Below are 15,691 nucleotides of genomic sequence, written 5' to 3'. Positions count from 1 at the left end.
TGTGAGGCGTGATTAAGAAAGAAACCATCGACAAAATTTTAGAAACCGCTTTGATAGAAGAAGTGGTTGGCGACTTTGTGCAACTGAAAAAGAGAGGCACCAGCCTTATTGGTTTGTGCCCCTTTCATAACGAAAAATCGCCGTCTTTCCACGTATCGCCTGCCAAAGGTATTTTTAAATGTTTCGGTTGCGGTAAAGGTGGCGATTCGGTGCACTTTATCATGGAGCACGAGAAATACTCGTACCCCGAAGCGCTAAAATATGTGGCCAACAAATACCACATTGAAGTTGAGGAAACAGAGGTTACGCCAGCTTTCCGCGAAGCCCAAGACAAACGCGAAAGCTTATATATTGTTTCAAACTACGCGGCGAAGTTTTTTGCCGATAAAATGTGGAACAGCGAGGAAGGCAAAACCATCGGCCTCAGCTATTTTAAAGAACGCGGCTTTCGCGATGACATTATCAAAAAATTTGAGCTAGGTTATTCGCCAGATGATTGGAGCGCCTTATTAGATTCGGCTGTTAAAGAAGGTTACCAACAAGAGTTTTTAGAGCAGGTGGGTTTGGTTATTAAAAATGATCAAGGCCGTGTGTACGACAGGTTCCGGGGCCGTGTGATGTTCCCCATCCACAATTTCACGGGCAGGGTTATAGGTTTTGGGGGGCGTACTTTAAAAACAGATAAATCTAGCCCAAAATACGTCAACTCGCCCGAGAGCGATATTTACCACAAATCCAATGTGCTTTACGGCCTTTTTCAGGCTAAAAAAGCCATCAGAGATTTTGACAATTGCTATTTGGTAGAAGGTTATGCCGATGTGCTTTCTGTACAGCAAGCCGGTGTGGAAAACGTGGTTGCATCGTCCGGGACGTCTTTGACTACCGAACAAATTAAGCTGATTGGTCGTTTTACCAAAAGCGTAACCATTTTGTACGATGGCGATACGGCAGGTATAAAAGCATCTTTGCGGGGTTTGGATATGATTTTGGAAGAAGGCTTAGATGTTAAAGTGGTTCTTTTTCCGGATGGCCACGATCCAGACTCGTACATCCAAAAGTTTGGTGCGGCGGCGTTTAAAAGCCACATCAACAGCCATCAAAAAGACTTTATCTTTTACAAAACAGAAATTCTTTTACAAGATGCCAATAACGACCCTATAAAAAAGGCAGGCGTAATTAGGGATGTGGTAGAAAGTATTGCCAAAATTCCGGATGCGATTAAAGCGTCCATTTTTGTGCGCGAGTGCAGCTCCATTTTACAGATGGAAGAGCGGATTTTGATTGCCGAGCTAAACAAAATCCGCCTAAGCAACAGCAAAAAACAAGCACCCAAGCCAGCTTTTGTAGAAGAAGGGCCTCCGCCAGAAGTGGAAGCCGCAATGTACGGGATTGAAACGCCGGTACAAACAGACGAATATCAGGAACGGGATATGCTGCGCGTTTTGCTGATGTACGGCGACCGTATGGCTCATTGGGACGAAAGCACCGACTCTTACATTGGCCCCTACATTATTTTGCATTTAGACGACGTAGTTTTCAACAATCCGCTTTATGCGAAAGTAGTGGAACTGTATAAAAAAGAGTTGGAGGAAGGGCGTTTGCCCACCGAAAAAACGTTTATTCAACATCCCGATAGGAAAATTGCCGAACTGGCCGTTTCGCTAATCTCTACGCCTTATGTCTTGAGCGAGAATTGGTACAATATGCACAACATTTCTGTGCCAGAAGAAACAGAGAAGCTACAAGGGACGGTAATGGGCGCCATTTTTCACCTCAAGAAGAAAAAAATAGCCAGCATTTTAGCCAACAAACAAAAAGAAATTCAGGAAGAAAAAGACGCCGAAAAGCAATTGACCTTGATGGTGCAATACAAAGAACTGAAAGAATTAGAGCGTTATATCTCGAGCTACCTAGGCTCTGTAATTATTAAATAATGGCCCAGCATAATACCGACGGTAGCCGAGCTGAACGTTTTGCAAAAGAGTTTTTAATTGCGAAAGGCTATGAGGTGCTGGAAGAAAACTGGCGTTACCGGCGTGCAGAAGTTGATTTAATTGCGCGGCATAACAACACCCTTGTTTTTATAGAAGTAAAAGCGCGTTCGGGGACGGGCTTTGGCTTGCCTCAGGATTTTGTGGATGTAAAAAAGCAAAAGCTACTGGCGCTTGCTGCTAATGAGTATCTGTTTTTGCAGCAGCACGAGGGCGAAATCCGTTTTGATATTATCGCCATTCTGTTTAAAAAAGGCTTTGAAGAATACGGCATTCATCATATTGAAGATGCTTTTTGGGATTATGGATAAATTTTGAGGCTTAAGGTGTCGGGTTTAAGGCGTAAGGTTTAGGGCTGTCCTCAGCGGTTGAACGTCATTCAAAAATTACTTTTCTCATCTACGTATCTTATCCTATTTTTGGGCTATGAATATTCTCATCATCGGTTCGGGCGGAAGAGAAAGTGCTTTCGCCTGGAAAATAAGCCAAAGCAATCTTTGTAGCCAACTTTTTATCGCTCCCGGAAACGCCGGTACCGGCACTTACGGAAAAAACGTTGCCCTTAAAGTGACAGATTTTGAAGGTATCGCAAGTTTTGTGAAGAAAAACGCGGTTAATTTAGTGTTGGTTGGGCCCGAAGAACCCTTGGTAAAAGGCATTCACGACTATTTTTTGGCCGATGAGGAATTGAGCAAAGTACCTGTAATTGGTCCCAAAAAAGACGGTGCACAGCTTGAAGGCAGTAAAGATTTTTCTAAAAACTTTATGCAAAAGTATGGCGTGCCAACCGCAGCGTCGCGCACCTTCACTAAAGAAACTTTAGAGGAAGGATTGGCATATTTACAAAGCCACAGTTTACCAGTAGTCTTAAAAGCTGACGGTTTGGCCGCCGGAAAAGGCGTTTTAATTTGCACAAGCCTAGCAGAAGCACAAGAAGAATTACGCTTGATGTTGGCAGAAGCAAAATTTGGCGATGCCAGCGAAAAGGTGGTGATAGAAGAGTTTTTAACCGGGATAGAGCTTTCTGTTTTTGTATTAACAGACGGTAAAGATTATGTGATTTTGCCCGCTGCTAAAGACTATAAACGCATTGGCGAGGGTGATACCGGCTTAAACACCGGAGGCATGGGTTCTATTTCCCCTGTTCCGTTTGCAGACGAAGCTTTTATCAACAAGGTAGAAGAATTGGTGGTAAAACCAACCATTAAAGGCCTGCAAACAGAAGGCATCCACTATAAAGGCTTTATTTTTATTGGTTTGATGAATACCGATGGCCAGCCAAACGTGATAGAATATAACTGCCGCATGGGCGATCCGGAAACGGAAAGTGTGCTTCCGCGTATAGAAAACGATTTTGTGGAGCTGTTGCAGGCTGTGGCCGATGAAAAACTGGCCGGTTACCAGCTCAAAGTTTCTGATAAAACCGCGGCTACAGTAATGCTGGTTTCTGCCGGATATCCAGGAAAATACATTAACGGAAAAGCCATTGCTGGCTTAGAAAACGTAAAAGAAAGTATCGTTTTTCATGCCGGTACCGAGTTGGATAATGGTGTGGTGAAAACTAACGGCGGACGCGTTTTGGCAGTTACCACTTTGCAAAACACCATGTTTGATGCTTTGCAACAAGCAACTTCTGATGCAGGCCGTATTTATTACGACGGTGCAACTTTTAGAAAAGATATTGGTTTTGATTTATTGTAGACTTTTGGGAAATTGTTTGTGCGCAAATAAAAAAGTAGAATCAGGCATAAACGCTTAACGCGCACGGTTACAAGCTTTTTTCCTTTTTGGCACAATGTTTCTTAATTTTATTGCATGCTAATTAAAACCGGTAAATATTGCTTTTTAATTGTACTGGCTTTGCTGAGTACAGCCTGTGCGCAAAATGGCTTTGAATGGGTTAAGATAAATCCGGATAAAATAAATTTGGCGCAAACTCGCGAACCTTATAGCGCAGATGTAAAGCAAGTAAACCTAATTTGGCAATTGCAAGAAAAAGGAAGTGTAGTTTATTATCCCGAGTCAGACGGTTTTTTTTCACCACAACCGGCACATCAACAACAAAACATAAAAAACACCTCAGGCACAAAAGGCAACATTCGCAGAAATAAAAATAGTTTAGGCCACAGCAACAAGCAGGTTGTAGCAGCAAACCTAACAAGAGAGCCATTAATGAGCAACAGCAGTGATGCCAATGAGCTTAACGCGGCCTTAAAAATGCCAAGCAATTCTAAAGCCTTAAAACCGGGAAAAAAATCAGCCTCTTTTGGGCAGGCCGCTTCCGAAATAAGGGAAATGGCGTTTAAAGACATCAAACAAAAAAACCCGGATTTGCAGGAAAAAGCCGTAGCTAAAGCACAGCGTAGTAAAAACCTGTTATGGGCCGGCTTAATCTTGGTAGTTATTGGCAGTATTATGGGTTTTGTGTTTGGCCGTTCGGCGTTTTTGATAGCCTTAGCAGGCGTGGTGTTTGCGGCAATTGGTTACTTTTTTAAATTTTAACCGTTTTTTATTTTACAAAAAAAGCGCGTTAGGGACTCATCCAAACGCGCTTATTGTTTAAAATGCTTGTAGCCGTTTTAGTTTAGTTTCTGGCTTTCCAAACGCTGTAAATGTTCCTGAATCAAATCATTTACCAGCACAATTTCTTTGTGTAAAAGAGTATATAACGAAACCAATTGCTTTTCGTCTACCGTTTCTATACTTTCTAAATCACGGGCTATGTTTGCCATAAACTCTAAACCAGTGCCAGAGGCCGTACCAAATAACTTATGCCCTAATGCGCTAATTTCTTTTACATTTGGCGATGCTACCAGCGCCTTTAACTGCTGGTCGGCTTTGTAAAGTTCATCTATGGTGATGCTCAATACCAATCGGGTACTTTCAACATCATCGCCCATAAATTCTTTTAATTTTTCGGTATTAAAATGCTGAGTAACCTGTGGTTCTGGTTCTTGTTTTTCTTCGCAATTTTCTTCTTCGTTAACCAACCAACGGCTAAACAATTCCGCTAAATCTTCTTCAACAAAAGGTTTGGTCACAAAATCGTCCATGCCCATTTCTAAGCATTTTTCCCGTTCGCCTTTAACATTGCCAGCGGTTAAAGCCACAATTGTAACACAGGCCTCTTTTTCTCTACCGTTTTCAAGCGCTCTTATTTTTGTAGCGGCTTCGTAACCGTTCATTACCGGCATCTGCAAATCCATCAAAATTAAATCCGGATTTTCTGTTTGATAAGCGGCTACGCCCTCTTCGCCGTTGCTGGCCTCAATAATATTGGCATTTGGCAAAATGCGGCTGATTACCGTTTTAGCCAATAATTTGTTAACCAAGTTATCTTCAACCACTAAAATTTTATAATCCTTTTTATTGGCAGATTTTTCGGGCTGTGGATACTCTTCTAGGGTGGTTTTTGGTGCATGTAGTTTTGCCAATTTACCATACAGCTCCTGCATTTTTATCGGCTTTACCATTCTTAGGTTTACGCCGTTTTCTTCACAAATCTTAATGATTTTTTCATCATCAGATGAGCTGTGCAATAGCATAATTGGCAAATCTTCTGGATGGCTTGCAAAGCTTTGGCGGATTTTTTGGATGGTTTCTAGTCCGTCCATGTACGGCATATGGTAATCCATCAGCACCACATCAAAGTGTTTGCCCTCTGTAAGTAGCTGTAAAGCCTCTAGCCCGTTTTTAGCTTCGGATACTTTTATGTTCTTCAGCAATAACATTTGCTTTAATATCAGTCGGTTATTTTCATTGTCATCAACAACCAAAACTTCTTTAATAAAGCTAATGTCGTCTGCTAAATTACTATCGCCATCTTCGGTTTTTAGGCGCAGCTTAAAAAAGAAAGTACTTCCTTGCCCCACCTTGCTTTTCAATTGCAGTTGGCTGCCCATTAAGCCCAACAGCCTGTTAGAAATGGTGAGTCCTAAACCAGTACCGCCGTATTTTTTTGTGGTTGAAGCATCTTCTTGTGAGAAAGCTTCAAAAATTTTGTTTTGTTTATCTTCTTGGATGCCGATACCTGTATCGCGCACTTCAAAATGTAAATCTACGTACTCTTGGCGCGGATCGCTGTCTGCTGAAATTTTAAGCTCAATTTCTCCTTTTTCGGTAAACTTAACCGCGTTGCCTAAAAGATTAATTAGTACTTGTTTTAGGCGTATCGCGTCAATTTCTGCGAAGCGGGGCAAGTTAGGATCGATGTTTAACAACACCTCTAATCCTTTTTTCTGCGCTTGGAAGGTAATAATGTCCGATGCTTGACTGGTAAGTTCAAATAAATCTGCTTTTTCAATGTCTAGCTCAAGCTTTCCGGCTTCAATTTTAGAGAAATCAAGGATGTCGTTAATAATTGCTAACAAGGCGTTAGCGGATTGATGAACGATGGTTAAATATTGTTGCTGCGTTTGGTTAAGGGCCGTTTTTAAAACCAAATCTGTAAAACCAATAACGCCATTTAATGGCGTGCGAATTTCATGGCTCATGCTGGCTAAAAACTCCGATTTGGCAACGTTAGCACGTTCTGCTTGTATTTTTGCGGTTTTTAAAGCCACGCGGTGAAGGTAGTTTTCGGTTATATCTTGGAAAGTGCCGTAAAGACGCACACATTTCCCGTCTTTAAATTCTGGCGTTCCCAACGTCCGCACCCAAAGCATTTTACCTTTGGCAGTTGTTACTGGTAACTCTAGGTCATATGTTTCTCCGTCTTCAACGGCTCGCTTTAGGGCTATCGATACCGTTTCGGCATGTTCGCCGAAGAAAGCGAGCGCGTTTTCCATATTTGGGATAAAATCATCATCAACCTCGTGCAGTTTTCGTGTGGTTTTTGACCAAAAAATTTCTTCGCTTGTCATGTCCACTTCCCAAGCGCCAATTTTTGCAACACCGTTGGTGCGTATCATCATTTCTTGCGTACGCTGCAGGTCTGCCTCCAAACGGTGGCGCTCGGTAATATCAACCGCGTTTCCTATGACGTAAACATCACCGTCGGCATCTTTTTGCAACACGTTATTAAAAAGCCAAGTTAAAACCTCGCCGGTTTCGCGGTGCATGGTATACATCATTCCGTGCACCGCACCCTGTGTTTTAATAGCGGCCAGGTAAAGTTTCATATACTCGTACCTGTCTTCTGGAATAATGGTGTACAGGGTTTTGCCAATTAGCTCATTTGGGGTATAACCCAAGCTTTTTGCGCCGGCCGTATTTACGGTTAAGATTTTACCGTCCAAATCGTGCGTGCACATAAAACCGGTAGAATTTTCAAAAAATGCACGTAGGCGTAGTTCCGAGTTGTGTAACCGGATTTCTTTTTCACGTTCTTCGGTAATATCACGGGCAATGGCAAAAAAATCATTAGTAGCAGGCTCTCGCGTGGCGGTCCATTTTAAAATGCGATAGCTATTGTCTGCGGCCTTTAGCCTGTGCGAAAAGCTAACCGTATTTGACTGGTCGCTTAGTTTTTGCAAGGTGTTTTTGGTATCTTCTACATCTGCCGGATGTAGCAAATCGTAAAAAGAAAGTGTGCTAAGGGTGTCTTGTGACCAGCCCAATAAGGTGTTGAACGCCGGATTTAACGTTTTAAATTGGCCATTGGCATTAAATACGCAGATCAAATCTTTGGAAAGTGCAAAAAGCTTGTCGAAATTTTCTGCCTTTTGTTGCTTTCTTTGCCGCACAATTAAATCTGTTACAGCCTGGCCTAATAAGCTTAATGCTTTTTTTTGATTATCATTTAATGCTCTGGGCTGTTGGTCTATCACACACAAAGTTCCCAACGCAAAGCCGTTTGTATCAATTAAAGGGCAACCGGCGTAAAATTTGATGTTTGGCGCGTCCGTTACTAAAGGATTGGCCGCAAAGCGCTTGTCTAATGTAGCGTTGCTCACCTCCATAATTTCTTTTCCCTGGATAGCGTAGTGGCAAAAGGCAATTTTTCTGTCGGTTTGCTCTACCTCCAGGCCGTGCCGAGACTTAAACCACTGCCGTTTTTCGTCTAATAAAGAAACCAGCGAAATAGGAGTACCGCAGATAAGTGCGGCAAGCTCGGTAAACCTGTCGAAAGTTTTTTCGGGTAAAGTATCTAATATCTGATAACTTTCTAAAGCCTCTAAGCGCAGGCTTTCATAATCGGGATCTAGCGGATTTGACATTTATTTGGGTTTGGCAATTTATATTACGCTAAACAGCAGTAATAGCACCATAAAGATAAGGGATGCTGTGCAAAAACATCCAATTGTTTTTACATGGCAAAACAGGTTTATTCTTTGTTATAAATAGTTGGTTATTAGTTTTTTGACAGATACGGTTTCTGCTTTTAGTACCGCCAAGCGTTGCTCTAAAATCTCCGCATCAAAAGTTTGCTGTTGCTCTAACTTTTTTACAACCGTACAAATACGGTTTAAGCCCACTGAAGTGGCTGTGCTTATTAAGCGTTTGGCCATGGCGCGTATCGCATCTAAATTGCCACTACAGATAAAATCTTCGAGCTTTTGTACCGCAATGCGCAGTTCCTCAAGCACTACTTGCATAATTTCTTTAATTACCTGCCTGTCTGTTCCTAAATAGGTATTCAATTTTTCGAAGTTAAAACACGCTTTTTCTGGAACAGTGTTTATTTCTTGCTGAGCCATTTTTTAAAATATTTTGTTGTTTTTACGTGGTAAAAGCGCAAAAGGTTTGGTTTTAATAGCCTGCAGCCATAAAGTGATTTATATCATTGTAAAAAATTATGCGATAAACCAATTGGGCGGCTATGATTTAAAAAATAATTTCTATTTTTATTTTAAGAATTTAAAACCAATTTGGAAGATTATCGTAGAAGACCAAATATAGTCTTGTGCTGAGGCTATCAAAGGTTTGATAATACCTACAAATATGGGTTACAAATCTTTTCTAAGTTTTATTGTGTAAATACCCGTCCTCAGAACGTGAGGTCGGGTATTTTTTTTTATCATAGCTGTTTTTTGGCTGTTGGTCTAAAAAAACAGTTGCTTAAGCCAAAATAATTGGGCATTAATGCAAAACTTTATTGTTTTGGAAATTAGATTACATCGCATTGAAAACTTTTAAATTTATTAAAGCCAATGTTGGCTTGTTAATTCTTCATCTGGCTTTTTGGTGTATGCTGTTGTTGCCGGCAGTTTTTTTTAAGCTTAACGCCCCATCAAGCTTCTCGTCCAATTTTTACTATCGGATGCTGATTAACAACCTTTTATTAATCGGTATTTTTTATGTGAACGCTTATTATTTGTTTCCGGTAGTTTTTAAACGCAAAAACTGGTTGCTATATGTGGTTTTGGTTATCGCTACTTTGGTAGTGGCCTATTTTATTTCAAAATATGTTGAAACGGATGTTTTTCCGCCTAAACGGCGTTGGAAACGGTCTTTCTTCCCTGATTTGTTCGGCTACCTGTTTATCGTGGGCATTAGTTGCAGTTACCGGATTGTTGTAGATTATCTGAAAAACCAAAAACTGGCTAAAGAAAAAGAGAACGAAAACCTTAAAACCGAGCTGAGTTTTTTACGCTCGCAGGTAAGCCCGCATTTTATGTTTAATGTGCTAAACAATTTGGTTTCTTTGGCACGCAAAAAAAGTGATAAAATGGAGCCTGCGCTGTTACAGTTATCCACTTTGTTACGCTATATGCTATACGAGGGGAACGACAGCCGTATTACCATAGCGCAGGAAATTTCTTACCTGCAAGGCTATATTAATTTGCAAAAATTGCGTTTTGGCGATGATGTGGAGGTGCAATTTTCTGCTACCGGCGAAACTGGCGATTTTGTGCTGGAGCCGATGATTTTAATTCCGTTTGTTGAAAATGCCTTCAAACACGGGATGGGAACGGTAGAAAGACCTAAAATAAAAATTGATTTGACTGTAAAGGGTAAGGTTTTAACTTTTGAGGTGGTAAATGACGTTGCGCCCGAAACAGATACTAAAGACAAAAGCCATGGCATAGGCCTGGCGAATACAAAGAGACGATTGGAACTGCTTTACGGGCAAAACCAAGAACTGCAGATTACAAAAAGCGAACGCACCTACCGTGTATATCTTAAAATAATAGAGCATGATTAATTGCCTAGTTGTTGATGATGAGCATTTGGCTCGCGAGCTGATGGAAGACAACATCAAATCGCTTCCGTTTTTGAATTTGGTTGCTTGCTGCAAAAATGCCGTGCAGGCTCTGGAGTACATTAAAAACACGCCGATAGATTTGCTTTTTTTAGATATTCAAATGCCGGGTATAAGTGGCTTGCAAATGCTAAAAAGCTTAACCGCAAAACCTCCTATGGTGATATTGGTAACCGCTTATGAAAAATACGCATTAGAAGGGTTTGAGCTTGATGTGGTAGATTACCTGTTAAAACCGGTTTCTATGGAGCGCTTTTTAAAGGCGGCAAATAAGGCCTACGACCTGTTTAAGCTACGTAACCAGCCAAACCAAACCACCGTTTCTGAATACCTGTTTGTGAACGCCGATTACGCAAATGTTAAAATCAAGCTAGATGATATTGAATATATTGAAGGCCTAAAAGACTATATAAAAATATATCTCGTCAATCAGGACCGCCCCATCATTACACGGCTTTCTATGCGGTATCTAGAAGAAAAGCTGCCTGTAACCGCTTTTTTGCGGGTGCACAAATCATACATTGTATCTTTAAACCACATGACGGCTTTTAGGCGCAACCACGTGGTTTTGCCTAGTAAAGAAATTTCTGTTACGGACCATTACCGCGAAGCCTTGCTGCAGCACATCAACAACAAAAATCTGTAACAAACTTGCAGCGTTTTAGCTTTCATCTACAAAATTTGGGCTTAGGTAGCTATTAGTTTTTTTTTCGTCGCTGCTTTATTATGTTCGCGCCCAAATTTGATAGGATATCTACATCCTTATTTCTGCGGAAGTCAATAACATTAAAACACCGATGAAACAGCTTTTCTACATCTTCTTATTTGTATCTATTTCTCATTTATCACAAGCGCAAAGCGTATTTACCATTCGCGGAACGGTAAAAGACACCACGCAGTTGGCGGTAATTGGCGCGGCCGTAAAGCTTTCTACTGCCACAGATAGCGTATTAACCAGCACCAATGTTGACGGAAGTTTCTCTTTTAGCAACATCCGCGCAAGCGAATTTACCATCACTGTAAACTCTTTGGGCTACCAAAGCAAATCAAAAAAATATAGTTTTAAGGCCGGGGTACGCACAGAAACCTTAGCTCCTATTATTTTAACTAGCGACTCGCGTATGCTGAACGAAATCGTTGTAAACGGAACGCCCGACGTTACCGTGAAAGAAGATACGCTACAATATCGCGCTGATGCGTATAAGCTAAAGGAGAACGCTTTGGCCGAAGATTTATTGAAAAAATTGCCCGGCTTAGAAGTAGACAAAGACGGCAACGTGACGGCACAAGGAAAAACTATTACCAAAATACGCATTAACGGTAAAGATTTTTTTGGTGGCGACGTAAAAACAGCTACCCAGCAACTGCCTGCAGATGTAATTAAAAACGTGCAGGTGATTGATGACTATGGCGACCAAGCCAATATCACCGGTGTAAAAGACGGCGAGGCCGATAAAATCTTGAACTTTACAATTAAACCAGAAGCAAATAAGGGCTTTTTAACACGCGGCGTAATTGGTGGCGGCACCAATGAGCGCTACCAGGCATCGGCGTTTACAGCAAGCTTTAACAATAGCCAACAGCTGGCGCTGTTGCTAAACTTTAACAATACCAATGCAAACGTGTTTAGTTTAACGGGTGGCGGTGGCCGTAGAGGTTACAGCGGAGGCAGCGGCGGTGACGGTTTAACCAACGTTAACTCGGTTGGTTTTAACTACCGTGATGAGTGGGGCGAAAAAATTACTGCTTATGGAAGCTACAGCTTTAACAATCGGGATAATTACACCAATAGTAGTAACCTGCAGGAGATTTTGACGGCCGACAACACTTTTTACAATAATAATTTTAACGATGTGGATGCAAAATCAAACGGGCACCGTTTAGATTTTAATTTCGAGTACAAAATAGACACGCTCAACTATCTCAAAATTCGGCCGACGTTTAACTACGATAACAGCAACAGCGAAACCTTTACCAATTTTGATATTAATACGCAGAAAACCACTTCTATAGGAAACTCGAAGGAAATGGTAGATTATACACGCCCCAATTTTGGTGCGGATATTTTATATAACCACCGCTTTGGCGCGAAAGCAAGAAATTTGACCTTTGATGTGGAGCTCAACTCAACATCAACAGACCAAAATCAAAACTATTTGTACCGGTCTGACGATAATAGCTTAAGCGGACAAATAGAAACTTACCAAAAGCAATTGATATTTGGCGATAACAAAAACAACAATGTTGAAGCGCGCGTATCGTACCAAGAGCCGTTAACCGACACTAAAAATTTGGAGTTTAGCTACAGATATGGCTTTGCCCGTACAGATAATAACCGCCGGGTAGAAAGCACGGATGTAGAAGGAGATGCTCCAGCGTTAGATCCGCTACAAAGCAACCAATACCAGTTTGATTATATCACTAACCGTTTTGGTTTAAATTATCGTGTAAACGAAAAGAAATACAACTATAGCGTGGGCTTTTCGGCCCAGCCTTCTGTTTTAAGAAGTAACACTACCGCTACGGATAAAAAGGAAACCAATTTTTTCCCTAGCGCGCGCTTCAGCTATAAATTTTCCAAAACGCGTGAACTCAGCTTTAATTATTATGGCCGTAGCAACCAACCTGGGTACGAGCAGTTGCAGCCGATTACAGACCAATCAAACAAAAACTTTTATGTAACGGGTAACCCCGATTTAAGTCCAGAGTTTAGCAACAGCATCCGTTTAAGATACGCCAACTTTGATTTTGAAAGCCAAAACGTGCTGTTTGCCAACATATCTTACAGTGATACCAAAAACAAAATTGTAACCAATACTATCAGTTTTCCGGTAGCAACAGACTCGACCATATTGCGCGAAAACCGATATTTAAACGCCGACGGTTATTACAGTTTAAACGGCTTTTATGCTTTCTCTAAACCTTTTAAAGAGAAAACTTATGTGTTAAGGTTCAGGGGGAATGCGATATACAATAACAACATTTCATTTATCGATTACAAGAAAAACACAGGTAAAAACCTGATATTAAGTCAGCGCGTAGGTGTGCAGGTAAACCTTGGCGAGTGGTTAGAGTTTGAGCCAGAAGCAACTTACACTTATAGCAAAAACGACAACACTCTAAATGTGAGGGCTAATACCGAAGTAAATTCCGTAGGTTTTAATGTGCGCACCAAAGTTTATTTCCTTAAAACCTGGATTGTTGGCGGTAATTTGGACAAAACTTTTAACAGCGGTTACGGCAATATTGGCACCAACCCTTTAATAATCAATGGTTTTTTAGAAAAGCAGTTTTTAAAAGGCAAAAAAGCATCGTTTAAACTTCAGGCATTTGATATACTGGACCAAAGCACCAGCTTATCTTATTTAGCTACCGGAAACACCACCACACTATCACAGAGCAACCGCTTATCCCGCTATTTTATGATGAGCTTTACCTTTAACTTCTCTAGATTTGCCGGCAACAGCACTATGCCGGATAACTTAGGCGACGGCGGAGGTTATAGAAGAAGACATTAATTCTCAATCTTTACAAAGGATTTGAAGCTTATATTTAAAGTTTCAAATCCTTTTCTATTGTTTTACTTTTGCGCCATGGCAAACGTAAAAGCGGCAATCCCAAAAGGCACCAGAGACTTTAATCCTCAGGTGATGGTTAAGCGCAACCATATTTTTGATACCATCAAAAAAGTTTTTAAAAAGTACGGTTATCAGGAAATCCAGACGCCAACCATGGAAAACTTGGATACCTTAACAGGCAAATACGGCGATGAGGGCGACCAGCTAATTTTTAAGATTTTGAATTCAGGAGATTATATGCTCAAAGCCGAAAGCCTAAAGCAAAAAGGTGAAGAACTGAGTTCAAAGAAACTACTGCCGATTATTTCAGAAAAAGCTTTACGTTACGATCTAACTGTTCCGTTTGCGCGTTACGTGGTGATGCACCAGCACGAAATCACCTCGCCGTTTAAACGCTTTCAGATACAGCCTGTATGGCGTGCGGACCGTCCGCAAAAAGGGCGTTACCGCGAGTTTTACCAATGCGACGCCGATGTTGTAGGATCCGATTCTTTATTGAATGAAGCCGAATTTGTTTGTATTTACGATGAAGCGCTTAGCAAATTGGGGCTTCGTGATTTTACCATCAAAATAAACCACCGCAAAATACTAACAGGCATTGCCGAGCTTATTGGTAAACCGCAGCAAATTGTGGACCTCACCGTTGCCATAGATAAGCTAGATAAGATAGGTTTAGATGGCGTAGAGAGAGAATTATTAGAAAGAGGTTTTACTGCGGCAGATTTAGACGTTTTGCGCCCGATTATTTTGCTGAGCGGAAGCAACGAAGAAAAACTGCAAACTTTAGAACGCGTTTTGCAAAATTCGGAAAGCGGCCAAAAAGGTATCGCAGAAATAAAAACCTTATTTGGCTACCTGGCGTCCTTTACGTTAGAAAATGCCAAAGTTGAGCTGGATTTAACGCTGGCGCGTGGCTTAAACTATTATACCGGATGTATTTTTGAGGTAAAAACCAACGAAGTGGCCATGGGTTCTATCGGCGGCGGTGGCCGTTATGATAACCTTACCGGTATGTTTGGTAAAGAAGGTTTAACCGGCGCCGGAATTTCTTTTGGCGCAGATAGGATTTACGATGTTTTAGAGGAACTGAACCTGTTTCCGGCTGCCGTTAGTGAAAGCACAAAAGTGCTGATTTGTGTGTTTGGCGAAGAGGAGCAAAATTTTGCACTTCCTATTTTAAGCCGCTTGCGCAAAGCGGATATTAGCGCCGAGCTTTTTCCTTTTGGCGCAAAAATGAAGAAACAAATGGCCTACGCTAATGATAAAAACATTCCGTTTGTGGTAATTATTGGTAGCGAGGAAATGCAGAGCAAGCAACTAAGCTTAAAAAATATGGAAAGTGGCGAACAGGTGAAAGTTAGCGTTGAGGAATTGGTAGAGCGGTTGGGGGTTATGAGCAATTAGCTTTGTCTGTTTAAATAATTTGTTGGTTTACGATGAGAGTGCACAACGGCGAGAATAACAATTCTTTTTGCATCTTCATCTATCAAGTAATGGATTTGATAAGGAAATTGGCGTAACGACAGCATCCTGACATTGGAATATTTTTGTTGAAACCCTAGCGGGTAGTTTAAGATGTAGTCTTTTGCTTCGCGGATTCTGAAAAGAAATTGTTTCGCCAACTTGGGACTGATTTCTTTATAAAAATCGGTTGCATCTATAATATCAAATCGTACAGCAGGAAGAGTTACAATTTTGTAATTCACAAATTATGCTCGATGTCGTTAATTACGCTATCGAAATCTTCTGTGAGTTCTGTATTTAAATAATAATTATTTAATCTTTCTTCCAGAAGTTCCTGTTGCCAGCTTTTTAATGGCGCCTCAATCTCACTTTCCTTCAAACCCTCGTATTTTAAAGTCATTTCTCGCCATTCTGCAATCGGAATATACACGCCGGTAGCTTTACCTTTTTGGTTATGGATAAATTTTATAGCCATAAGATGTCGTTAGCAATAAAGTTAAAATAAAAACATCAAA

Annotated in this window: 12 protein-coding genes; 8 read left to right on the top strand and 4 right to left on the bottom strand. The window is 41.0% G+C overall.

Translation table 11 applies throughout. The features are described 5' to 3' along the window. Window positions 1-8: 8 nt before the first annotated feature. The 4 genes from dnaG (at window position 9) to BCY91_RS01315 (ending at window position 4,493) form a co-directional block, all read left to right on the top strand. On the top strand, window positions 9-1,934 hold the full coding sequence (dnaG, locus tag BCY91_RS01330) for a DNA primase (RefSeq protein WP_120180205.1): 1,926 nt from the start codon (window positions 9-11) through the stop codon (window positions 1,932-1,934). Further along, a complete protein-coding gene (locus BCY91_RS01325) occupies window positions 1,934-2,302 on the top strand; it encodes a YraN family protein (protein ID WP_120180204.1) in 369 nt (122 codons plus the stop codon). The genes dnaG and BCY91_RS01325 overlap by 1 nt, the downstream gene beginning before the upstream one ends. Before the next feature lie 115 nt (window positions 2,303-2,417). Then, window positions 2,418-3,692, top strand: coding sequence for a phosphoribosylamine--glycine ligase (gene purD / locus BCY91_RS01320; RefSeq protein ID WP_120180203.1), 1,275 nt, complete (start codon window positions 2,418-2,420; stop codon window positions 3,690-3,692). 114 nt (window positions 3,693-3,806) lie between these two features. Beyond that, window positions 3,807-4,493: a hypothetical protein gene (locus BCY91_RS01315; RefSeq protein WP_120180202.1), complete on the top strand. Its 687-nt coding sequence runs from the start codon at window positions 3,807-3,809 to the stop codon at window positions 4,491-4,493. A gap of 77 nt (window positions 4,494-4,570) precedes the next feature. On the opposite strand, the gene BCY91_RS01310 is transcribed toward BCY91_RS01315, so the two are convergent. Together BCY91_RS01310 and BCY91_RS01305 are read right to left on the bottom strand one after the other, a co-directional pair. Next, complete coding sequence (locus tag BCY91_RS01310) at window positions 4,571-8,149, bottom strand: response regulator (protein ID WP_120180201.1); 3,579 nt, start codon at window positions 8,147-8,149, stop codon at window positions 4,571-4,573. 117 nt (window positions 8,150-8,266) lie between these two features. Then, window positions 8,267-8,629 (bottom strand): Hpt domain-containing protein, encoded by a 363-nt coding sequence (locus tag BCY91_RS01305; RefSeq protein ID WP_120180200.1) that lies wholly within the window; start codon window positions 8,627-8,629, stop codon window positions 8,267-8,269. A 425-nt stretch (window positions 8,630-9,054) separates the two neighbouring features. Between BCY91_RS01305 and BCY91_RS01295 the strand changes: the two genes are divergently transcribed. From BCY91_RS01295 to hisS, 4 genes are all read left to right on the top strand, one after another. Next, the gene (locus BCY91_RS01295) at window positions 9,055-10,077 is read left to right on the top strand and encodes a sensor histidine kinase (RefSeq protein WP_120180198.1); all 1,023 of its coding nucleotides are present in this window, start codon (window positions 9,055-9,057) and stop codon (window positions 10,075-10,077) included. Continuing rightward, entirely contained in the window at window positions 10,070-10,780 is a 711-nt protein-coding gene (locus BCY91_RS01290; protein WP_120180197.1) for a LytR/AlgR family response regulator transcription factor, read from the top strand. The genes BCY91_RS01295 and BCY91_RS01290 overlap by 8 nt, the downstream gene beginning before the upstream one ends. 151 nt (window positions 10,781-10,931) lie before the next feature. Then, the gene (locus BCY91_RS01285; protein WP_120180196.1) at window positions 10,932-13,652 is read left to right on the top strand and encodes an outer membrane beta-barrel protein; all 2,721 of its coding nucleotides are present in this window, start codon (window positions 10,932-10,934) and stop codon (window positions 13,650-13,652) included. 75 nt (window positions 13,653-13,727) lie between these two features. Next, window positions 13,728-15,116 carry a histidine--tRNA ligase gene (gene hisS, locus BCY91_RS01280; RefSeq protein WP_120180195.1) on the top strand — a complete coding sequence of 463 codons (1,389 nt, stop codon included), beginning with the start codon at window positions 13,728-13,730 and terminating at the stop codon, window positions 15,114-15,116. On the opposite strand, the gene BCY91_RS01275 is transcribed toward hisS, so the two are convergent. Both BCY91_RS01275 and BCY91_RS01270 read right to left on the bottom strand, forming a co-directional pair. Further along, complete coding sequence (locus BCY91_RS01275; RefSeq protein ID WP_120180194.1) at window positions 15,113-15,418, bottom strand: type II toxin-antitoxin system RelE/ParE family toxin; 306 nt, start codon at window positions 15,416-15,418, stop codon at window positions 15,113-15,115. The genes hisS and BCY91_RS01275 overlap by 4 nt on opposite strands. Next, a complete protein-coding gene (locus BCY91_RS01270) occupies window positions 15,415-15,651 on the bottom strand; it encodes a hypothetical protein (RefSeq protein WP_120180193.1) in 237 nt (78 codons plus the stop codon). The genes BCY91_RS01275 and BCY91_RS01270 overlap by 4 nt, the downstream gene beginning before the upstream one ends. Window positions 15,652-15,691 lie beyond the last annotated feature (40 nt).

It is taken from the genome of Pelobium manganitolerans, assembly GCF_003609575.1.
In the GTDB taxonomy this organism is placed as follows: domain Bacteria; phylum Bacteroidota; class Bacteroidia; order Sphingobacteriales; family Sphingobacteriaceae; genus Pseudopedobacter; species Pseudopedobacter manganitolerans.
The sequence above is the reverse complement of the archived record's forward strand: the minus strand, read 5'-3'. Positions and strand labels throughout refer to the sequence as shown.